Raw genomic sequence first — 21,661 nt, 5'->3', positions numbered from 1 at the left:
TACAAACTATACGCCCCCAGTGTCGCCCAGGTCATAGTTTTGTCAAATTCCGGGGTGGATTTGCGAGGGTGCAGACAACAATCGCGATCTTGCGATTCAATTGTCCTGTAAAACTGCAATTTTGCGAATATGAGTGTGAAACAGTTCACACAAAATAGAACGAAAGTCGCCCGAGGTGAGCCTAACCCGAGCGAATCGTTGAGTTTTTCCGACTTAGGCGACGTTTTCCAGTTCAACGCGCGGTGTGATGCCAAGCGCAAAGCACACATCACGGGTCAATTCCGGGCGGTTCAGTGTGTAGAAATGCAGCTTGTCCACGCCGCCTTCGATCAGATCTGAACACAGCTCGGTGCAGATCGCGGTTGCCAGCAGATCCTCGCGTCCGTCGCGTACTGCCTTTTCGAAAGCCTGTTCCACCCAGACTGGAATATGTGTGCCGCAGCGCTTGGCGAAATTGCGGGCACCTGCCCAGTTCTCGATCGGCAGAATGCCGGGCACAATCGGCTTGTCGATGCCCGCTTTGGCGCAGGCGTCACGGAACCGGAAAAAGGTTTCTGCCTCGAAGAAGAACTGCGTCAGGGCTTCGTCCGCGCCCGCGTCAAGCTTGGCCTTTAGCCAATCCACATCCGCAGCCAAATCGGCAGCTTCGGGGTGTTTGTCAGGATAGGCACCGACGCGAATACTGAACATCTCGGTTTCGGCCAGCGCTTCAATCAGCTCGACCGAGCTGGCGAACCCGTCGGGGTGCGGTACGAACTTGTCCTGACCCTTTGGCGGGTCGCCGCGCAGGGCAACGATGTCTTGCACACCGGTGCGTGCGAATGTGTCGGCGATCTCCAACGTTTCCTGCCGTGAGGCATCGACGCAGGTCAAATGTGCAGCGACGTTCAGGCCCGACGACTTATGAAGGGTCGAAACTGCGTCACGTGTCAGCTCGCGCGTTGTGCCACCAGCGCCATAGGTAACGGACACGAAGCGAGGGCCCAGGGGGGCCAAAGTCTGAACCGTGTCCCAAAGACGGAATGAGGCTTCCAGAGTTTTGGGCGGAAAGAACTCAAAGGAAATTTCAGGTTTGGACATAACGGCCTCGCTGGATCATCTGAGCCTCTTGTGCCATGGCAGGCAATGTGAGACAAACTCATATTATTCAACAACAACATGAATGCTGTTCGAAATGCACATTGAATTCCGGCACCTGCGTACCATCAAAGCGATCCACGAATGCGGCGGGCTGGCGCGTGCAGCAGACCAGTTGAACATCACTCAGTCTGCGTTAAGCCACCAGATCAAAGGATTAGAGGATCAGGCGGGGGTCGAGCTTTTTCTGCGTCGCTCCAAGCCCATGAAACTGTCGGCCGCCGGATTGCGTTTGCTGCGACTTGCGGAACAGATCCTACCGCAGGTCGAGGCTGCTCAGCATGAATTTTCTTCGCTGCGGGATGGGCGTACCGGGCGGATGCATATCGCAATCGAATGCCATGCCTGTTTCGAATGGCTTTTCCCGGTACTTGAGGCTTTCAGGAAGTCCTGGGGCGATGTCGATGTGGATATCCGCCCCGGCCTGGCCTTTGATGCCCTTCCGGCCTTGCAGAAAGAAGAGGTTGATCTAGTAGTGTCGTCCGACCCCGAAGACCTGCCGGGTGTCGAGTTTGTGGAGCTGTTCGACTACAACGCCGTCTTTGTGGCCGCCTCGACCCATCCACTGGCCGAGAAAGAATATATCGAGGCAGAGGATTTTCGCGGTCAAACCCTGATCACGTATCCGGTGGAGCGTACGCGTCTGGATGTGTTCAGCCAGTTGCTGATCCCTGCTCGGGTTGAACCCGCCGCGATCCGGCAGGTCGAGTTGACCGCTGTTATTCTGCTTTTGGTCGCGTCTAACCGGGGGATTTCAGTCTTGCCGGATTGGGTCGTGCGCGAGGTCAAGTACAATTCGGACTACGTGACCCGGCCCCTGACGAAAGAAGGGATCACGCGACGCCTGTACGCTGCGATCCGGTCGGAGGATCTTGAGAAACCTTATGTGCAGGAACTGGTGAAACTGGCCCGGGAAGAAGCCCGCAAGCTGCAATCCCAGTAACGGCGTTTCCTGCGGGTCCGTTATGCGTATCATTCCTCTTGGCAATGGCGCATTGCGGCAGTATACGCGCGGTTTGACCGGACAGGAGCCTTTTGACAATGGTTGGCAGTGCAAATCTCAACATCATGATCAAAGCCGCGCGCAAAGCGGGGCGTTCTTTGGTCAAAGATTTCCGTGAAGTCGAGAATTTGCAGGTGTCGATGAAAGGCGCGGGGGACTTCGTTTCCAAAGCTGATATCGCCGCCGAGGCCATCCTGAAAGAAGAGTTGCTGGGCGCACGCCCTACCTATGGGTGGTTGGCCGAAGAGGGTGGCGCCATTGACGGCGAAGACCCGACCCGTCGTTGGATCGTCGATCCGCTGGATGGCACCACCAACTTTCTGCACGGCCTGCCGCATTGGGCGATCTCGATCGCGCTGGAACACAAGGGTAAGATTGTTGCCGGTGTGATCTATGACGCCGCCAAGGACGAGATGTTCTTTGCGGAAAAAGGCGAGGGCGCATGGATGAATGATATGCGTATTCGCGTGTCAGGCCGTCACCGCATGATTGAATCGGTCTTTGCGACTGGCCTGCCTTTTGGCGGTCGTTCGGACCTGCCAGCGACTCTGCAGGATCTGGCACGTCTCATGCCCGCTTGCGCTGGTGTACGCCGCTGGGGTGCCGCTGCGCTTGATATGGCGTATGTCGCCGCTGGCCGGTACGAAGGTTTCTGGGAACGCCGCCTGAACGCCTGGGATCTTGCGGCCGGTATCATCATCGTGAAAGAGGCAGGCGGCTTCGTGCAGGCACTGAACCCCGAAGGCAATGTGCTGGAGGACGGTGAAGTGATCTGTTCTAACGAACCGATCTTTGATCAGTTCTCTAAGGTTATCCGGGGCTAAACAGTTCTCAGGTTACTTGCGCGGAACACGTGGAATACGTGACTGCGAAAGCTTGTATTTCGCTTCCGGGTGGGGCGGGTGGCCATGGGTGCGGTCCCAAAACTGCACCCCTCCGCGCCGCAGCCAAAGCGGTATGCACAGGATCAGGCCCACAGCAAACCCTCCGGTATGGGCCCAATAGGCAATGCCGCCTTCGTCGGGGTTGCTGGTGACGCTGCCAAAGAACTGAATCGCCAGCCAGACCCCCAGCATGATGAAGGCCGGAATTGTGAAGACCCTGAAATAGACAATCAGGATCAGCAGGATATCCACCCGCGCTTTCGGGAACAGCAACAGATACCCACCCATCACACCTGCAATTGCGCCCGAGGCGCCGACGGTCGGCACCTGAGAGTCCGGCCCGATGATGATGTGAATGAGGCCAGCGCCAATCCCGGCTGCCAGATAGAACAGCAAGAAGGGCAGGTGTCCCATCTCGTCTTCCAGGTTGTCACCGAAAATCCAAAGGAAAAGCATGTTTCCGGCCAGATGCATCCAGCCGCCGTGCAGGAACATGGACGTCACCAGTGTTTCCAGCCCGAACCCATCGCTGACCCGCGCCGGGATGATGGCGTAGTCGAAGAACAGCCTGCCGATCCGCGGCCCGTCATCCATGATCCCCACATAGCTGAGGAAGATCAGGATGTTGGCCGCCATCAGAGCATAGACAACATAAGGCGTGCGCCCCGAAGGGTTATGGTCACGGATCGGAAACATGGTGAGACGCTGGGCTTTTACGCGCCCAGCGTCAAGGCAAGCTTATGCCGCACCTCCCAACAACGCAGCGTTTCCGCCCGCTGCTGTCGTGTCGACGCAGACATGACGCTCACCCAGAACCCGCGCACGGTCAGGCTTGCCGGGGATCAGGGGCAGAATCGGGCCGTCGCGGCGCGCCAGATGCTGCTCGATCTGCCGGGCGGTCTCGTCATCCCCCCACCACAGTACACCTGAGATGCCGGTCAGGTTTTCCAACCTGTGCAGGTCCAGCATCCCGGTCGCCTGAATGGCCGTGCCACCCAGCGCCTGAACAGTCTCAGCCTGCAAAGCTGCGGCAGTCTCTCCGGGCCCCATACACAGCAATGGCGGGCGAGGGTATTCACTCAGGCGGTTCGATTCTCCGGTTGGACCGGGCAAGGATTGGGTTTTGACTGGCGCTGGTTGCCCTTGAGGGGCTGGCAGGTCTGCCACGGTGCTCCAAGTATCCGCCGTATTTTGACGATCCGGCGCGCAGAAGCGGGCCATGTAGTTCGGCCCGCCCGCCTTGGGGCCGGTGCCCGACAGACCTTCGCCACCAAAGGGTTGCGAACCGACGATGGCCCCAATCTGGTTGCGGTTCACATAAATGTTGCCGGCATGGATCGCCTCGGTCACATGCTGGACCCGGTCGTCGATGCGCGTATGTAGGCCAAAGGTCAGGCCATATCCAGTGGCGTTTATATCGGCGATGACCTTGTCAATGTCCTGCGCCTTGAACCGGGCCACGTGCAGTACGGGGCCAAAAATCTCGCGTTCCAGCGCGGCAATGCCAGAAACCTCGATCAGTGTTGGGGCAACAAAAGTGCCTTCGGGCGGCAGCGGAAGCTCTTTCAGAACCCGCCCTTCGCCGCGCGCCTTGGCCACGTGATCTGCGATGCCTTGACGGGCCTGTTCGTCGATGACCGGGCCGCAATCGGTTGAGATGAGCCAGGGATCTCCAATGCTCAGCGCGTCCATTGCGCCTTTGAGCATGATCAGAACGTCGTCGGCGATGTCTTCCTGCAGATACAGACACCGCAGGGCCGAACAACGTTGGCCCGCCGACTGGAAGGCACTTTCAATGATCGACTGCACGGCCTGTTCGGGCAGGGCGGTGCTATCGACGATCATAGCGTTCAGGCCGCCGGTTTCCGCGATCAGCGGCGTGCCGGGGCGCATGTTCCCGGCCATTGCGGCCCTGATTTTGAGCGCGGTGGCCGTAGACCCCGTGAAAGCCACGCCCGAGACGCGTTCGTCTGACGTCAGCGACGCGCCCACGGCAGGCCCGCCTGGCAGCAATTGCAACGCATCGCGCGGCACGCCTGCCTCATGCATCAGCTGAATGGCGCGATGTGCAACCAATGGCGTCTGAGGCGCAGGTTTGGCCAAAACCGCGTTTCCGGTGGCCAGCGCCGCTGCGATCTGCCCTGAGAAAATGGCCAGAGGGAAGTTCCAGGGGCTGATGCAGGTAAAGATTCCGGCAGACTTGGCCGCAGGAATATTGGCTGCGTAATACCGCAGGAAGTCCACCGCCTCGCGAAGTTCCGCCACCGCGTCAGGCAGGGATTTCCCGGCTTCGCGAGCAAGAAGCGCGAAAAGCTCGCCATAGTTCGCTTCATAAAGATCGGCAGCAGCGTTCAGAACGCGCGAACGCTCAGCAGCCGGTGCGTCCCAGGGGTTGGCCGAGGCCAGGGCCAGCTCTGCATCCGCCGCGCTGGCTGGCGCAACGGACCCGGGCCGGTCCTGCGGATTGGCCGGGTTGGTAACAGGTTCTTCGGCCTCTGGCTTGGCCTTGTCGGCCAACAAAGGTTGAGCAAACCAATGATGCGCACGGAACCCATCCCGCGCTGCTTCGATCCGATCCAGAGTGGGCGTGTGGTGCAGATCAAACCCTTTGGAATTGGGGCGCTCTGGTTGAAACAGCTCGGGCCCTGTCGGTAGGGCGGGCGGCGGCGTCTGTACGGTGATAAACGGGTCTGCGGCGACCTCTTCCGGCGGCACGTTTTCATCGACGATCTGGTTCACGAAAGAAGAGTTTGCCCCGTTTTCCAGCAGGCGTCGTACCAGATAGGCCAGCAAGTCGCGATGCGCCCCGACCGGCGCATAGATGCGGCACCGGGTGTTCTGCTTGCCCATCACGATCTGATGCAGAGTCTCGCCCATACCATGCAGGCGCTGGAACTCGTAAGGTTGATCGTCGGCCATATGCAGGATGGCGCTGACCGTATGGGCGTTGTGGGTCGCAAATTGCGGATAGATCCGGTCGGTCATGTTCAGCAGTTTGCGGGCATTGGCGATGTAGGAAACATCGGTTGCCGCCTTGTGGGTGAAGACCGGAAACCCATCCACCCCTTCGACCTGCGCACGTTTGATTTCTGTGTCCCAATAGGCGCCTTTGACCAGACGCACCATCAGCTTGCGGTCGTGGCGCTGCGCCATATCGTAAAGCGTATCGAGAACCAGACCGGCGCGCGGCCCGTAGGCCTGCACCACGATACCGAACCCGTGCCACCCGGCGAGGGCTGGATCAGACATGACTGCCTCTATGACTTGCAGCGATAGCGAAAGGCGGTCTGCCTCTTCGGCATCGACGTTCAGACCCATGCCAGCGGCTTTGGCCAGCAATGCCAGAGCCCGCAGGCGCGGGACCAACTCGTCCATGACACGCTGCTCCTGCGCCAGCTCATAGCGAGGATGCAGGGCGGACAGCTTGACCGAGATGCCGGGATTGGCGCGGATGTCGTCATGGATGCAGGCCTCGGCAATGGCCGAAATGGCGCGCGAATAGGACAGGTGATAGCGCGCGGCGTCCGCCTCGGTGCGTGCGGCTTCGCCCAGCATGTCATAGGAATAGGTATAGCCGTTATCCTCCATCCCCCGCGCACGTTTCATGGCGGACTGAATGGTTTCACCCAAAACGAATTGCCGCCCCATTTCTTTCATCGCACGCGCCACGGCGGTACGGATCACGGGCTCGCCCAAGCGCTTGATTGCACCGCGCAGCGCACCGACCGGAGAGGCCTGGCCTTCGTCCAGCACCTTGCCGGTCAGCATCAGCGCCCAGGTCGATGCGTTCACCAGCGATGATGAGGATTGCCCCAGATGTTTGCCCCAATCGGATGGCGCGATCTTATCTTCGATCAACGCATCGATCGTATCGGCATCGGGTACGCGCAGCAGTGCTTCGGCCAGACACATTAGGGCGATGCCTTCGTCGGTGGACAGGCCATATTCGGCCAAAAATACCTCCATCAAGCCGGGTGAGGTGCTGGACCGGATGTCGCGAACCAGCTGCGCGGCAGCAGCACAGATGGCGTTGCGATCTGTGTTTGTCAGGTTGGCCTGAGTGATCAGGGTATCAAGAACAGCCGACTGATCGGCATAGGTTGGGGTGTCAATGAGTGTACGCAGGCTGTGTGACATGGGTCCTCCGGTCTTTGTGATAATATAAGTCGGATGAAACGGGACAACGGACTGAGTTTGACCTATCAACAGGCGAGTGTTCCGAATTTACGGTGAAAGGCAGTGTAAATGAACTTCCCTGATCTGGACCGCTTCGACCGGTCGATTCTGAAAATTTTGGCTGAGGATGGCCGTGTTTCGGTTGCTGATCTTGCGCGCGAGATCGGTTTGTCGAAATCACCGACGCAAGCGCGGCTAAAGCGGCTCGAGGCGAGTGGCGTGATAAAAGGGTATCGGGCAATGCTTGACCCGATCAGATTGGGTCTGGATCACGTGGCCTTTGTCGAGGTGCGTATGACAGACACGCGAGAAAAGGCACTGGCCGAGTTCAATGCCGCCGTTCGCCGGATCGCAGAAGTCGAGCAGGCCCATATGATTGCGTCAAACTTCGACTATCTTTTGAAGGTTCGAACCGGATCCATGTCAGAATACCGCGCGGTGCTGGCAGAAAAGATTTCGTCTCTGCCACATGTGGCGAGCACATCCACCTTTGTGGCGATGGAGGCGGTTAAGGAAACCGGCATGTTGGGCGCATTGGACGTGACGGGCTGACCGCCCACAAATCATCAGCGCGACAATATCCGACGCTTTTCAGCCATGGCTTCGCGGCGTTGCTGTTCGATTCCCAGTTTGAAGGAATCTTCAACGAAATCGATGTGTGCAAACGCAGCCTGTTCCGCACGCTCTTCATCGCTGTCGATCACGGCCTGACCCAATTCAAGATGCTGTTCCAGCAATTTCTTGCCAGACCCGTCAATCGACTTCAAAAAGCTGCGGTTGTAGAAGACGCCTTGCTTGGTCAATTCATAGATGGACGCCATCATATGGATAAGAGTTGCATTCTGGCTGGCATCAACAATGGCTGAATGCAGCGCGAAATCTGCCTCGCGCGAGGCCACGGCATCATTTTCTTCCCAGGCGCGTTGGTTTTCGGCCAGAATCTCGGCAATTCGTTCCTTGTCCGCCTTGGTCGCGCGTCGGGCGGCCAGGCGGGCGGCAAACCCTTCTTGCTCGCGACGGTATTCAAGATAGTCAAAAAACGCGGGCTCGTGCCGTTCATAAAGTGAGAGCAAAGCCGGTAGCATCGCCTGCCCTGTCAGGGCAGCCACAAATGTACCTTCTCCGTGCTGAGTGGTCACCAAGCCGCGCTCTTCCAGCGCGGCCAGCGCTTCGCGCAGTTTCGGGCGCGACACGCGCAGCATCTCTGCCAGATCACGCTCGGAAGGCAGCTTGCGCCCCTGTTTAAGAATGCCCGATGCGATCAGATCTTCGATTTGTGAGACAACAGCGTCAGCCAGCGATTCGTGTCCGACCGGTTCAAAAATCGCCTTGGTGCTCATGGGTTTTGCCTCATATGAAATGCGAAGATCATATTACTGGTAAATAAATATAACCATATCGCGGTAAATTTCAAGAAAACACGGTTCGCTGGATTCTTAGGCATAATTGCCAGAATTGATTGGGGAAATTGCAGGATTTTCAAATCTGAACCAAAACCGCAACGCGCTGAGGAACCGCGCGGACACGCTGTAAGTGAAAGCAGCTTGATATCCAGTGGTAAACAAAATTGTTGACTGGATCGTCATGGTAAAGTTAGTTTACCACCGGAGCGGCGCTGGAAGAGCCTGCGCCAATGATCGGGCCGAAACCCCGACCAACCCTGGAGGAGATCTCATGAAGAAGACCCTGACGAGCTTGGCCGTGGCGGCCAGCATTATGGCCGCGCCTGCGGTTGCCGCAGACAAACTGCTGTTGAAAACGCCGATTGCGTTCTCGACCGAATTGCCGGGCTTGGGCTCGCCGATCCCGCGTGTTGCAGAACAGCTTGACGTGATGTCGGGCGGCACGCTGAAGATGAAAGTGTACGAGCCGGGCAAGCTGGTTCCGCCGTTCGAGATTTTGGACGCGGTATCCACTGGCAAGATCAACTCGGGCTACACCACAGCTGGATATTGGGCCGGTAAAATCCCGGCTGCGCCGCTGTTTTCGGCTGTGCCTTTCGGCCCCGAAGCGGGTGAATACATGGCGTGGCTCTATTACGGCAACGGCATGACCCTGTATCAGGAAATGTATGATCAGGCCGGTTACAACGTAAAAGTTCTGCCTTGCGCGATCATCGCACCCGAAACCTCGGGTTGGTTCGCGACCGAGATCAATTCGCCCGAAGACCTGAACGGTCTGAAGATGCGTTTCTTTGGTCTGGGCGGCAAAGTCATGCAGAAGCTGGGTGTTGCAACGTCGCTGCTGCCGGGTGGTGAGATATTCCCCGCGCTGGAAAAAGGCGCGATTGACGCGACTGAATTTTCGATGCCCGCCATTGATGCGCGCCTGGGCTTCCATAAACTGGTCAAGTTCAACTATTTCCCCGGCTGGCACCAGCAGGCGACTGTTTTCGAACTGCTGATCAACAAAGACGTCTGGAATGAAACCAGCGACCAGCACAAGGCGATCATCGAAAGCGCCTGCAAGGCGTCGATGGCAGACAGCTTTGCCGAAGGTGAAGCGATCCAGCATGCTGCGCTAATCGACAACGTTGAAAACAACGGTGTCACCATCAAACAGTGGTCGCCCGAGATGCTGGACACCTTCCGTGCCACCTGGGATGAGGTTGCCGCTGAAGAAGCCGCAAACGATGCTTTCTTTGCCCAAGTCCTGGCGGACATGAACGAATTCCGCGACGGCTATAACCTCTGGAAGACCAACGCGTTCCTCCCACGTCAGTAAACTCTCCCTAACTGACGTAACCGGGGCGGCGGAGTCCGCCGCTCCGAACTCTCCCAAAAACGGAATTTCTAACCCTTCACCGTCCCGCGCGCCGGGGTGCTGAGCGAGGAATGACCATGGCCAACGAAAAATATACAAATGATCCGGTCGAAGCCTATGAAGGCATCCTGGAACATCCAGATACCGACCGTCAGAAGATCGCCGTCGCCATCGACACGGGCGTCAAGGCGGTGGGACATGTGGTCATGTGGGCGAATATCCTGCTGATGGCCGCGATCTTCAGCCAGGTTTCGCTGCGCTACCTGTTCAGCCAGAACTATCCCAAGCTGGACGAGATCCAGTGGCATTTCTACGGCGTCGTCACGATGATCGGCATCTCATATGCCTTGATCACCGACAGCCATGTCCGCGTTGACGTCCTGCATATGCAGCTGTCCCGCCGGGCGCAGCGGATCATCGAAGTGATCGGCATCCTGACTCTGTTGACCCCTTTCATCTATTTGATGGTCGACCAGGGGTATGACTATTTCTACGAAAGCTTCCGCGTCAATGAACGCTCGGACAGCCCAACTGGTCTGCCTGCGCGCTGGGCGTTCAAGGCTGTCATTCCGATCAGTTTCATCCTGCTCGCACTGGCTGCACTCGCACGGTTGATCCACGATGGGCACGCGCTGCTTTACGGGCCGGCCTCGGAACGGGAAGGCGCGCCGCTGCGTCGTATCCTACTGGTTCTGGCCGTGTTTGCTGCCGTCTGCGTCGGCCTGACCTTCCTTGTCGAAACGACCGAGGAAAAGCTGGTCATCGCGATGTTCCTGACCTTCATTGCGCTGCTGTTCACTGGCTATCCGGTGGCATGGGTGCTGGCGGGTGTCGGTGTGGCCTATTGCGGTCTGGCTTACCTGTTCGACAACGATCTTATGCTGTGGACGGGTCTTGAGAGCACCTTTACAGGGCTCGATTACCTGACCCTGGGTGCTGTGGTGAACCGGGTCTATGCCACCATGTCCAACGCGGTTCTGGTCGCCCTGCCGATGTTCATCTTCATGGGCCTGATGCTGGACGAATCCGGTGTGGCCGAGCGTCTGATGTCCTCGATGCAGCGCCTGTTCGGCACCGTGCGCGGAGGTCTGGCGATCACCGTGACTCTGATTGGGATCATTCTGGCGGCCTCTACAGGCATTATCGGAGCCTCGGTGGTTCTGTTGGGCGTGCTGTCGTTGCCGTCGATGATGCAGCAGAAGTATCAACCGACGTTGGCTGCTGGCGTGGTTTCAGCGTCCGGTACGCTGGGTATCCTGATCCCACCCTCGATCATGCTGGTGATCATGGCCGATCAGATGGCCCTGTCTGTCGGGGATCTGTTCATGGCGGCTGTTTTCCCCGGCGTGATCATCGGTGGACTGTACCTGACCTATATCTTCCTACTAGCCTTGATCAAACGTGACGCAGCCCCTGTGCCTGAAGGTGCGAAAGCCCCCGACTGGGCCGCTGTCAAGGACGTTCTGATCGCCGTCATCCCGACGCTGATGCTGATCCTCGCCGTGCTAGGTTCGATCTTTGCGGGTCTGACCACGCCGACCGAAGCCTCGGGCATCGGTGCGCTGGGCGCGACACTGCTGGCGCTGGGCTATCGTAAGCTGACTTTCGCCAAGCTGTGGAACGTGCTGGTGTCGACTTTCAACACCACTGCGTACATCTTCGCGATCTTCCTTGGCGCGACCGTATTCTCCTACGTCCTGCGTGAATTGGGCGGGGACGAGTTGATCGAACATGTGGTGCAATCCACCGGTTTCGGAGCCAACGGGACGATCCTGTTCATCCTGTTCATCGTGTTCTTGCTGGGCTTCGTTCTGGACTGGATCGAGATCACGCTGATCGTGTTGCCTCTGATGCGCCCCATCGTGAACGGGTTGGGCATCGACATCCCCGGCTTTGGCGTACTGGATGAACCGGCGTTGGTGTGGTTCGTGATCCTGGTCGCGGTAACGCTGCAAACCAGCTTCCTGACCCCGCCGGTTGGCTTCGCCCTGTTCTACCTGAAAGGCGTCTGCCCGCCCGAGATCAAGCTGACCCACATCTACAAAGGCATCATCCCCTTTGTGCTTTTGCAGCTGACCGGTCTGGCGTTAGTCTTCCTCTGGCCGACGCTCGCCACCTGGTTGCCCTCGGTCGCTTACTAAGGAGCCTGCCCGATGCGTCTTAGCCAATGTCATAACTTCCACGATTTCCGGCGGCTGGCCAAGCAGCGGCTGCCGGGCCCCATCTTCAACTACATCGATGGTGGCGCGGATGATGAGGTGACGTATCGGGAAAACACCAATGCGTTTGACCGGTGTGATCTGTTGCCGTCGGTCCTGCGCGGAGTGTCAGACGTGGATATGTCGGTCACGGTGATGGGGCAAAAGCTGGACATGCCCGTCTATTGCTCGCCCACTGCCTTGCAGCGCCTGTTCCACCATCAGGGCGAACGCGCTGTCGCGGCGGCGGCTGAGAAATACGGGACGATGTTTGGTGTTTCTTCGCTGGGGACCGTGTCGCTGGAGGAGCTTCGGAAAAAGCATAAGAACCCGCAGGTCTATCAGTTCTATTTCCACAAGGATCGGGGCCTGAACGCCGCCATGATGCAGCGCGCGAAAGAGGCGGGTGTCGAGGTCATGATGCTGACCGTCGACAGCATCACCGGAGGCAATCGTGAGCGTGACTTGCGCACAGGGTTCTCGATCCCGTTCCGGCTGACGCTAGGCGGAATGATCCAGTTCGCGATCAAGCCGATGTGGGGGATCAACTACGTCACACACGAGAAATTCCGCCTGCCGCAACTGGAAGAACACGTGGATATGGGTGGCGGCGCCAGCTCGATCGGCGGCTACTTTACCGACATGCTCGACCCGTCGATGAACTGGGATGACGTGGCACAGATGGTGCGCGACTGGGACGGTCAGTTCTGCCTTAAGGGCATCATGACCGTCGAAGATGCTAAACGCGCGGCTGAGATCGGATGCACCGGCATCATCCTGTCGAACCACGGTGGTCGCCAGTTGGACGGCTCACGCACGCCCTTTGACCAACTGGCTGAGATCGTCGATGCCGTCGGCGACAAGCTGGATGTGATGATGGACAGCGGCATCCAACGCGGTACCCATGTGCTGAAGGCGCTGTCGATTGGGGCCAAGGCCGTGGGTGTCGGGCGGCACTATCTCTACCCGTTGGCCGCCGCCGGGCAGGCGGGTGTCGAGCGCGCGCTTGGCCTGATGCGGGCCGAGATTGAGCGCGACATGAAACTGATGGGCGTCACCAGCGTCGACCAGTTGAGCCGCGAGAATATCCGTTTCCGCAACGCCTGAACCCAAATTGGGGGCCGAGATGACCAATGACGAGTTGATCAAGCACTTCCGTTCTATCGTCGGATCACGCCACGTCTTGACTGGCGAACGCGCGACCGAGCGGTTTCGGCGTGGCTTCCGCTCGGGCGAAGGTGAGGCGCTATGTATCATTCAGCCCGGTACCCTGCTGGAACAGTGGAAAATCCTGCAAGCCTGCGTTGCCTCGGACAAGATTGTCATCATGCAGGCGGCCAATACCGGCTTGACCGAAGGCTCGACACCGTCGGGCAGCTATGACCGCGATGTCGTTCTGATCAACACCCGCCGGATGGATACACTGGTCCCGTTGAACAATGGCGAGCAAATCGTCAGCTTTCCCGGTGCCACCCTTTTCGCGTTGGAAAAACTGCTGGCTCCGTTGGGGCGCGAGCCGCATTCAGTGATCGGATCCTCGTGCATCGGTGCATCGATTGTGGGTGGGGTCTGCAATAACTCGGGCGGGTCTTTGGTCGAGCGTGGGCCGGTTTACACCGAACTGTCCGTGTACGCCCGGATATCCGAGCAGGGCGAGCTGGAACTGGTCAACCATCTGGGCATTGATTTGGGCGATACGCCCGAGGAAATCCTGGCAAGCCTCGACGCTGGCATGTTCGACCGCAACCCCGGTGCCACAAACAAGCGCGCCTCAGCCAGCGATTATGCGCAGATCGTGCGGGATGTGGACGCAGAAACGCCTGCGCGCTTCAACGCAGACAAGGCCAAATTGTTCGAATCCGCTGGCTCTGCCGGTAAACTGGCGGTCTTTGCCGTACGTCTTGATACCTTCAAGAAAAATGACGCGGAAAAAGTGTTCTATATCGGAACAAACAACCCCGATGATCTGGCCGCTTTGCGCCGTCATATCCTGTCCAGGTTCAAGTCCCTTCCTGTTTCGGCCGAATATATGCAGCGTGAGGTGTTCGACATCACTGCCAAATACGGCAAGGACACGGTTGTGATGATCGACAAACTGGGTACGGATCGCTTGCCGTTCTTCTTTGCGATGAAAGGCGCGGTCGATGCACGTCTTCGGCGGATCCCGTTACTAGATAATTTCACCGACCGTTTCATGCAAATGGCCGTGGCGCTATGGCCACGTGTTCTGCCCAAGCGGGTGGTTGAGTTCCGTGACAAGTACGAACATCACCTGATCCTGAAGATGAAAGATGACGGTATAGCAGAGGCTGCTGCGTGGTTGCCGAATTTCTTGGAAGACCGCGACGCCGGATTTTTTGAATGCGACGCCCGCGAGGCCAAGATTGCCGGTTTGCACCGCTTCGCAGCAGCCGGAGCCGCCGTGCGTTACATGGCTCTGCATAACTCGGAAGTAGAAGACATTATCGCGTTGGACGTGGCGCTGCGCCGCAACGATCAGGACTGGCTTGAAAAACTCCCGCCCGAAATCGAGAGCCAGCTGGTGCACAAACTCTACTATGGCCACTTCATGTGCCACGTCATGCATCAGGACTACATCGTCAAAAAGGGCGCGGACCCCAAGGCGTTGAAGGCGGCGATGCTTAAGCTGTTCGACGAACGCGGTGCGGAATATCCGGCCGAGCACAATGTGGGCCATTTGTACCCGGCCAAACCTGATCTGGCGGCGCATTACAAATGTTGCGACCCAACCAACTCGTTCAATCCCGGCATTGGAAAGATGTCGAAGGCGAAACACTATCACTAAGTGAACATCGTTACGTCTTTTGACGCTTGTGAAAGGCTTCGAGAAGGCTGGTGCCGCTGTCGAAAAACGCGGTTTCTCCCACAATGTCGGTCACGCCATATCGATCCAACTCGGCCTTTACGTCGTGCTCAACCAGCGTGAATACCAGCTGGATGTCGTTTTCCTTCAGGACCCCGGCCATGTTGCGCAAGGCGTATCCGGCGGTGAAATCGACCTCATCTATGGCTGACGCGTCAAGGCAGAACCATTCAGGTTTGGCGTCCGGGCCTTGCGCAATGGCGGTGACTTCATCGGTAAATCGCTGCGTGTTTGCGTAATACATGCCGTGCGAAAACCGATAGATCACGAGGCCGGGCTCGAACTGGTTAGGCGGGGCCAGATCTTTTGAATGCCAGCCACCGGACTGGGTTTTGACAATCACAGCGTTCTTTGGGTGATACCCTCTGCGGGTGTGATCGACCAGCGACAGGACCATTGCAAAGATGATGCCTTGTTCCACGCCGACCACGACAACCACAGCTGCCGTCGCAGTGGCCACCCAGAACTCGGATCGGGCTTGTTTGTAAATCGTTGTCAGACCACGCAGATCGATCAGTTTCAACCCGATCAGGAAGACGATAGCGGATAAGGCGGCATTCGGCAGATAGGCAAGCGGTTTGGTCAGAAACAGGATCACAAGCAGGACTATGGCAACCGTGGTCAGTTGCGCCACCTGACTACGGCCACCCGCGCTGGCGACCATTTCGGTTTTGGTGGGGCTGCCGTTGACCACAAATGTGCCGGTGAATGCCGCTCCGAAATTGGCAAGCCCAAGCCCGATCAGGTCTGTGTTCTCGCTGAACCTCTCGTCATATCGGGCCGCGTACGCGCGCGAGGTCGCAGCGCTTTGGGCCAGAATGACAACGAAGATGGACAGTGCAGTGGGCAGGAGTTGTTTGAACAGGGTCCAACTCCAATCCACCTCGGGGATCGAGATCGATGGCAAGCCGCCGGGCACTGTTCCCAGCAGGGCAATTCCCACCGTTTCGAAGGAAAAGGCCCAACTGCATAAGATCACCCCCACGATCGCGATCAAAGGTCCTGGTACTTTTCGCGACAACATTGTGCAGGCAAGCACAATACCAAGAACGGCCGCCGATACACAAACGGTTGGCCAACTGACCTGAGCCAAATTGTTGAAAACATCGGTCAGTCGCGCAAGCGTGCCGTGCCCCGTGGCCTCGATCCCCAATAGACCGGGTATTTCACCCGTGGCGACCTGAATGCCTACGCCGGTCAGGAAACCAACAAGAACGGTACGAGACAGGAAATCGGCCAGGAATCCCAGTCCGATGATCCGCGCGCCAATCAAAAACACGGCTGCCATCAATGCCAGAAGCGATGCCAAAGCCAGATACTCGGACGAGCCTGTAACCGCCATGCCCGCAAGGGCCGAGGCGGTAATGGCTGCCGTTGCCGAATCGGCCCCGACCACCAGGTGCCGTGATGAGCCGAATAGGGCGAACAGGGCCATGGGAATCAGGATCGTATACAGCCCGGTGACGACCGGCGTACCCGCAATTTTGGTGTAACCCATAACTTCGGGTATCGCGAGGCAGGCGAATGTAAGCCCTGCAAGCATCTCGGCAGGAAGGCGTGATCGGTCCAAAGGCAAGACACCTTGCAGAACCGGCAAAGCCGACAGTTTGCGATTTCTGCCCGGTTTTTCCATGGGTTACCTTTCGCCCGATTTGTCCTTCATTTCTACCTTTCATACCACCAGAGCGCCGGGTCGGAATGAATGCAAGGGAAGAGGGATAAATCGAGATGGCTTTGCAGCCGTTCTCGACAGGTTTTCAGGGAATTTTACACAACTACGGGAAACCCCCAATTTCGCGCGGGGCCTATCAAGGGTAAACATGACCTACCGTACTTACCACACAAACACACGGTAATTACTTTCCCCGATGAGGGGCTGGTCACACCCCCTCGGCCGGCCCCTCTTAACTTTTTGGAGACGTGAAGACGCCGGCCGTTTTCGAAAAACGAATGCGCTCAGTTGGTGGCCAGTGTTGTCACATGAGCGGGCAAGTCGGTAGCAGCCTCATAAGCAATATCATGCGGAATGTCCTGTACGGGGGATTTTCGATATCCTTCCGTGAACAGAAGAAACGGGACTTTTGCCCTGACAGCGGTTTCAGCGTCAACCTCGCTGTCTCCTACAAAAATACGTGGACCTGAGCCGTTAAGGGCGTCGAAGCTTGCAAACAGATGTTGGGGGTCTGGTTTCCGTGTCTGCAGACTGTCGCCACCAAGCACGACGTCGAAGAATTGCGACAGGTTCAACGCCTCCAGCACATGCCGCGCCGGGGCTTCGGGCTTGTTGGTGCACACGCCCAGAACGCAGCCCATCTGTTGCAAACGTTCCAACGCGGCGGGAACTCCGGGATAGGGAACGGTCGTTTCACTGGCGGCGGCGTTATAGTGCTTGAGAGTCAATTGCGCCAATTCCGCGTGACGATCCATCGACAGACCGCAGTGGCGGATCACGCGTTCGACCAGTTTGGGCAGACCATTTCCAACGAATCCCTTGATGATCTCGAAGGACAGGGGATCCTGCCCGGTGTCATCCAGCATTCGGTTTGTCGCCGCAGCCAAATCACCCAGGCTGTCCACCAGCGTTCCATCCAGATCAAATACAACAGTTGCGGTCATGTTTTTCCTGCCTTTTCCCCTCTGCCCACAGAGGTAACCCGCCCTTTTTCCGGGCGCAATCACTTGTGGTGAAACGACACTTGACAATCCTTACTAAAATAATCAGATTAAGCCGCAGGAACAGAAAGCCAGCCCATTCGGGGTCAGCCAGATCACATGAAACGCAACTGAATTGGCACTAAGCCGACACGCTCTGGAGATGTCCCGATGAACGTTCAGAACCCGACCCCAACCCAAGGTTACGCTGTCTCGATGCTTCCCGCGCACAAGGCCGAAGACCTGACAAAAGGCGGCAACCTGGCACATATCGAATTAGGCGACCAACTCTACACCCTGCGCATTACCCGCGCGGGCAAACTGATCCTGACGAAATGAGCGCTGGCAAAACGCGCGGCGGCGCTGCGGTAGGTCGCCTTGCTGACTTGGACCTCGTTGAGGCGGGGGCGGTCATGTATCTGCGCATGTGGAGCGCGGGTGAAGGTGCAAGGGCCGATGCTGCCAGTGACTTTCAGATCGCTTTGGGGGCAGAGAGCGGGCAGGCCGCGATGCTAACACTGGATCGCCTGTGTTCACTTTGCGCAAATTACGGTCGTCGTCCCTTGATCCGGCATGGGTTGGGATGTGCGTGTCTTGGCGCGGACGAAAACTGTTTCGCTCAGATGATTTCAGCCGCCTCTGAAGGGGCGCGTGAAGACGCAATGATGATGGCGTCATTAATTGTGCGGCCGGATTTTGCGCCCGCACTGGCCGCGTTATCCGAAGAGTTGGGTCTGGCTCTCAGGCGTATGACGGCTGGGTTCCGGATCCCGACAACGGGACACCATACCCCCTCGGCCGTTCTCCACTGATCCCCGGTTCAGGACGGCTTAACCCCGGCATTGCGCCGGGGTTATTTTGTTCAGCAGCACCCACATCCGGCATGATGATGATCGTGATCGCAAACCGAAGCAGGGGTGTAATCGCCCACCTCTGACAGCACGTCTCGCAACGCCCAAAGGATCATGTCCACATCTTCGGCCTCAATGGTCAGCGGCGGGCGGATCTTCAGGATGTTGTCCTTTGGTCCTTCGCTACCGATCAGAATACGATGGTCGCGCATCCGGTTTTTGACATAGCTGCAAATCTCGGTTGCTTCTGACCCGTCAGGGTTAATCAGTTCCACACCAAGGAACAGCCCCAAGCCCCGCACGTCGCCAACACAGCCAAAGTCGTTTTCGATCTGACGCAACCCGGTCATCAGACGGTCTCCCATCAGGTGGGCATTGTCTTGCAGAGCTTCGTCGTCGACGATGTCCAGCACCTCTTTGCCGATCCTGCAGGACAGGGTCGAGCCGCCGAAGGTGGAAAAGAACTCGATCCCGTTGTTGAAGCTTTCTGCGATTTCTTTGGTCGTTACCAGCACGCCCAGAGGGTGCCCGTTGCCGATCGGCTTGCCCATGACAACAATGTCAGGTAGCGCGCCCTGGTGTTCAAAACCAAAGTAGTACTCGCCCAGACGACCAAGACCTGTCTGCACCTCATCGGCGATGCAGACACCACCTGCGGCGCGGATTTTTTCATAAACCGCAGGCAGATAGCCCTTGGGTGGAATGATCTGTCCTCCGACCGAGGGGAAGGTCTCGGCGATGAACCCGGCGACGCCTTGCCCGCGCTCGTTCAAGGCCGTGATTGCCGGATCTACAAGATCGGCAAATTTCTGGGCCCGATCCGCATCGTCGCGCTTGAACGAACCACGGTAGTCATCCGCAACCTCAACCAGTTCAACCCAGTCGGCTTTGCCGACGCCACCCGGTTTGTTGAACTTGTAAGCCGAGATCGCCACGGCCGCGTTTGTATTCCCGTGATAGCCATGATCCGGTGTCACTATCCCTTTCGCTCCGGTATGGGCACGGGCCAGCCGCAGAGCGAGCTCATTGGCCTCGGTTCCGGAATTGACGAAAAAGCAGACCTCGAAATGATCCGGCAGCTTTGACAGGATTTTGTCGGCAAAAGCGGTCTGGGCTGGATGCAGATAGCGGGTGTTCGAATTCATCCGCCTCAGCTGGTCCGCTGCCACGGCCTGAATACGCGGATGCGCATGACCAACATGCGGGACGTTGTTATAGGCGTCCAGATAAGGGCGGCCCCATTCGTCGAACAGGTGGTGTTTCCACCCACGTACCAGCATGACCGGATCGTCATAGGTCAGAGACAGGTTACCACCAAAATGATCGCGTCGCCCTTGCTGGATCACCTGCTTGTCTGTGGGTTGGTAAAACACTTTGTCATCCGGCAGGTTCAGCAAGGCGGCGGGGTTCGGACAGACCGCATGCCACAGCTCCATCTCGTCAGGATCGCCAACACCGGGCCAGTCCGCCTCCATGCCAACTGTTGTCAGGGCCAACTGGAAATGCACATGAGGGGCCCATCCGCCATTCTGGCTGGCATCGCCCAGTCGGGCAAACGCTGCCCCCTGCGCCACCGGATCGCCGGGTTTCAGCCGGTCACAGCATTCTGGATCCAGATGACCATAGAGCGTGTAGAACGGATCACCTTCGGGCGTTTCGTGATGCAGGATGATCACCCCGCCATAGTCGAGGTGGCTGTTGCGGTTCTCAACCACTTCCACTCGTCCGCTCATCGGCGCATGCAGCACCGTGCCCGCAGGCGCAAACACATCCACGGCCAAATGCACCGTCCGCCGGTCCGAGGCTTTCCACGGGCCCTTGCGGAACCCCGGTTCGGCATAGATCAGGCGGGGCTCGTTGTAATAGCCCAGCCACAGATCTTGCCCATATTCTTCGCCAACCCGCGCGGCCTCGGACAAAGGCATTTGGAACGGGTTCTGCGGCCAGACACAGTTTTCAACCGACAGTGAGCCCATGGGCACATCGCTCAGATCCTGATCGAACATCTGTGCGAACTGACCGCGATGCTCCTGTAGATAGGCATGGACCCGTTCGGCCCCATCGACCACCGGCAATCCACAAGCCGCCCGCAAACGCGCCGACATGAGGCCACCATTGACCGAGGTGTTCTCAAGAAACCGCCATGCAGGCGCTTGAGAGACTGTCACATAAGGATCATCCGGGGTCTCGGCGGCCATCAGGGTCGAGTTGACAACAGACACGGCAAGCCGCATCCGCAACAACGGCCAGATCAAATCCACCTCATCCTCGCGCAGCCGGTTGGCCGCGTGATACCCTTTCACCAACGCAGCCAACGCCCGTTCCGGCTTGGGATGGTCCAACACGATATAGGCCCCGGCAATCGCCAGATCGCAGACTCGCGGCGCCGCGCACATGTCACCCAGATCAATCAGCCCCGAGATCCGCCGCCGTTCGCTCAACTCCCCTTCGACCAGAATGTTATAGTCATTGGCATCATTGTGAATGGCCTGCTTGGGCAGATCCGCAAGGGTGCCGGAAATCGCGGCAAACCCGTCGCAGATTTCCTTTAGCAAGGCTCGCCGCGAAGGATCTGAAATCGCGCCCAGCTTTTCCGCAATCCAATCCGCCTGCATCAGGTCCCATTTGAATCCGGCCCGATGCAACCCCTCATGCTGGAACCTTTCCAGGGCCCGGTCAGTTGCCCCCAACACGCGCCCCAGTTTCAGGATCAGTTCTTCGGATTTTGGTGCCGCCTTCGCATAGCATTGTCCCGGCAGGCATTCCAGCAACCAGGCCAGCCTCGGCTGGGCCTCAGAATCGGCAATCTCGGGCAAAAGAGCGCCATTCAAATCGGGAAACACCTTGGGAAAAGGCAAACCCGGTGCTTCCGACGCAATATGAGCCAGCGCCTGTATCTGCAGATCCACCAGATCCGCCTCACAGCCCGCACGCATAACCTTCAGCACATAATCCTGCCCATTGGTGGCCTGCACCAGAAAGTTCAGGTCACATTCACCGTCCAGCCGAGTCAACCGTGCGTCCAACCCCCAATGCTGACGCAGCGCATCCGCCCAGAACTTCACTAATTCGCTCATGTCGTTCTCCGTCCCGTCACGCGCGGGATCCTTTTC

The 21,661-nt window shown here is 58.0% G+C and carries 16 protein-coding genes; 9 read left to right on the top strand and 7 right to left on the bottom strand.

Annotated elements, in window-relative coordinates; all coding sequences use genetic code 11:
- Positions 1 to 213 precede the first annotated feature (213 nt).
- Positions 214 to 1,080: a methylenetetrahydrofolate reductase [NAD(P)H] gene (metF, locus tag GS646_RS13520; protein WP_171647804.1), complete on the bottom strand. Its 867-nt coding sequence runs from the start codon at positions 1,078 to 1,080 to the stop codon at positions 214 to 216.
- Between the two features lie 94 nt (positions 1,081 to 1,174).
- On the opposite strand from metF, the gene GS646_RS13515 reads away from it, so the two are divergent.
- Positions 1,175 to 2,080 (top strand): LysR family transcriptional regulator, encoded by a 906-nt coding sequence (locus GS646_RS13515; protein ID WP_171091577.1) that lies wholly within the window; start codon positions 1,175 to 1,177, stop codon positions 2,078 to 2,080.
- A gap of 98 nt (positions 2,081 to 2,178) precedes the next feature.
- A complete protein-coding gene (locus tag GS646_RS13510; RefSeq protein WP_171186328.1) occupies positions 2,179 to 2,964 on the top strand; it encodes an inositol monophosphatase family protein in 786 nt (261 codons plus the stop codon).
- 12 nt (positions 2,965 to 2,976) lie between these two features.
- On the opposite strand, the gene GS646_RS13505 is transcribed toward GS646_RS13510, so the two are convergent.
- Both GS646_RS13505 and putA read right to left on the bottom strand, forming a co-directional pair.
- Positions 2,977 to 3,720 carry a rhomboid family intramembrane serine protease gene (locus tag GS646_RS13505; protein WP_171186326.1) on the bottom strand — a complete coding sequence of 248 codons (744 nt, stop codon included), beginning with the start codon at positions 3,718 to 3,720 and terminating at the stop codon, positions 2,977 to 2,979.
- Positions 3,721 to 3,762: 42 nt separating this feature from the next.
- Positions 3,763 to 7,161, bottom strand: a complete 3,399-nt coding sequence (putA, locus tag GS646_RS13500; RefSeq protein WP_171647806.1) for a bifunctional proline dehydrogenase/L-glutamate gamma-semialdehyde dehydrogenase PutA — start codon at positions 7,159 to 7,161, stop codon at positions 3,763 to 3,765.
- Positions 7,162 to 7,269: 108 nt separating this feature from the next.
- Here putA and GS646_RS13495 point away from each other — a divergent pair, with 108 nt between their 5' ends.
- The gene (locus GS646_RS13495; RefSeq protein ID WP_171647808.1) at positions 7,270 to 7,752 is read left to right on the top strand and encodes an Lrp/AsnC family transcriptional regulator; all 483 of its coding nucleotides are present in this window, start codon (positions 7,270 to 7,272) and stop codon (positions 7,750 to 7,752) included.
- A 14-nt stretch (positions 7,753 to 7,766) separates the two neighbouring features.
- Here GS646_RS13495 and GS646_RS13490 read toward each other — a convergent pair whose 3' ends face one another.
- Positions 7,767 to 8,540 (bottom strand): FadR/GntR family transcriptional regulator, encoded by a 774-nt coding sequence (locus tag GS646_RS13490; protein ID WP_171186321.1) that lies wholly within the window; start codon positions 8,538 to 8,540, stop codon positions 7,767 to 7,769.
- Between the two features lie 334 nt (positions 8,541 to 8,874).
- On the opposite strand from GS646_RS13490, the gene GS646_RS13485 reads away from it, so the two are divergent.
- The 4 genes from GS646_RS13485 to dld all read left to right on the top strand — a co-directional run bounded on the left by GS646_RS13485 (position 8,875) and on the right by dld (position 14,967).
- Complete coding sequence (locus GS646_RS13485; protein WP_171176032.1) at positions 8,875 to 9,924, top strand: TRAP transporter substrate-binding protein; 1,050 nt, start codon at positions 8,875 to 8,877, stop codon at positions 9,922 to 9,924.
- A gap of 116 nt (positions 9,925 to 10,040) precedes the next feature.
- The gene (locus GS646_RS13480; protein ID WP_171186319.1) at positions 10,041 to 12,104 is read left to right on the top strand and encodes a TRAP transporter large permease subunit; all 2,064 of its coding nucleotides are present in this window, start codon (positions 10,041 to 10,043) and stop codon (positions 12,102 to 12,104) included.
- A 12-nt stretch (positions 12,105 to 12,116) separates the two neighbouring features.
- The gene (locus GS646_RS13475; RefSeq protein WP_171091562.1) at positions 12,117 to 13,268 is read left to right on the top strand and encodes an alpha-hydroxy acid oxidase; all 1,152 of its coding nucleotides are present in this window, start codon (positions 12,117 to 12,119) and stop codon (positions 13,266 to 13,268) included.
- Between the two features lie 19 nt (positions 13,269 to 13,287).
- Positions 13,288 to 14,967, top strand: a complete 1,680-nt coding sequence (gene dld / locus GS646_RS13470; protein WP_171186315.1) for a D-lactate dehydrogenase — start codon at positions 13,288 to 13,290, stop codon at positions 14,965 to 14,967.
- Between the two features lie 10 nt (positions 14,968 to 14,977).
- Here dld and GS646_RS13465 read toward each other — a convergent pair whose 3' ends face one another.
- Positions 14,978 to 16,678, bottom strand: coding sequence for a SulP family inorganic anion transporter (locus GS646_RS13465; protein WP_171647810.1), 1,701 nt, complete (start codon positions 16,676 to 16,678; stop codon positions 14,978 to 14,980).
- Positions 16,679 to 17,001: 323 nt separating this feature from the next.
- Positions 17,002 to 17,661: a phosphoglycolate phosphatase gene (gph, locus tag GS646_RS13460; protein WP_171186311.1), complete on the bottom strand. Its 660-nt coding sequence runs from the start codon at positions 17,659 to 17,661 to the stop codon at positions 17,002 to 17,004.
- A 207-nt stretch (positions 17,662 to 17,868) separates the two neighbouring features.
- Here gph and hemP point away from each other — a divergent pair, with 207 nt between their 5' ends.
- Positions 17,869 to 18,036 (top strand): hemin uptake protein HemP, encoded by a 168-nt coding sequence (gene hemP, locus GS646_RS13455; protein WP_083445319.1) that lies wholly within the window; start codon positions 17,869 to 17,871, stop codon positions 18,034 to 18,036.
- Positions 18,033 to 18,509, top strand: a complete 477-nt coding sequence (locus GS646_RS13450) for a hypothetical protein (RefSeq protein WP_171186309.1) — start codon at positions 18,033 to 18,035, stop codon at positions 18,507 to 18,509. Before hemP ends, GS646_RS13450 begins: the two co-directional genes overlap by 4 nt.
- Positions 18,510 to 18,559: 50 nt before the next feature.
- On the opposite strand, the gene GS646_RS13445 is transcribed toward GS646_RS13450, so the two are convergent.
- Positions 18,560 to 21,625, bottom strand: coding sequence for an aminotransferase class III-fold pyridoxal phosphate-dependent enzyme (locus tag GS646_RS13445; protein ID WP_171647812.1), 3,066 nt, complete (start codon positions 21,623 to 21,625; stop codon positions 18,560 to 18,562).
- Between the last annotated feature and the right edge of the window lie 36 nt (positions 21,626 to 21,661).

Origin of the sequence: Ruegeria sp. HKCCD4315 (assembly GCF_013112245.1) — a bacterium.
In the GTDB taxonomy this organism is placed as follows: domain Bacteria; phylum Pseudomonadota; class Alphaproteobacteria; order Rhodobacterales; family Rhodobacteraceae; genus Ruegeria.
Note: the sequence above shows the minus strand (reverse complement) of the source record. Positions and strands in the feature narration are given on the sequence as shown.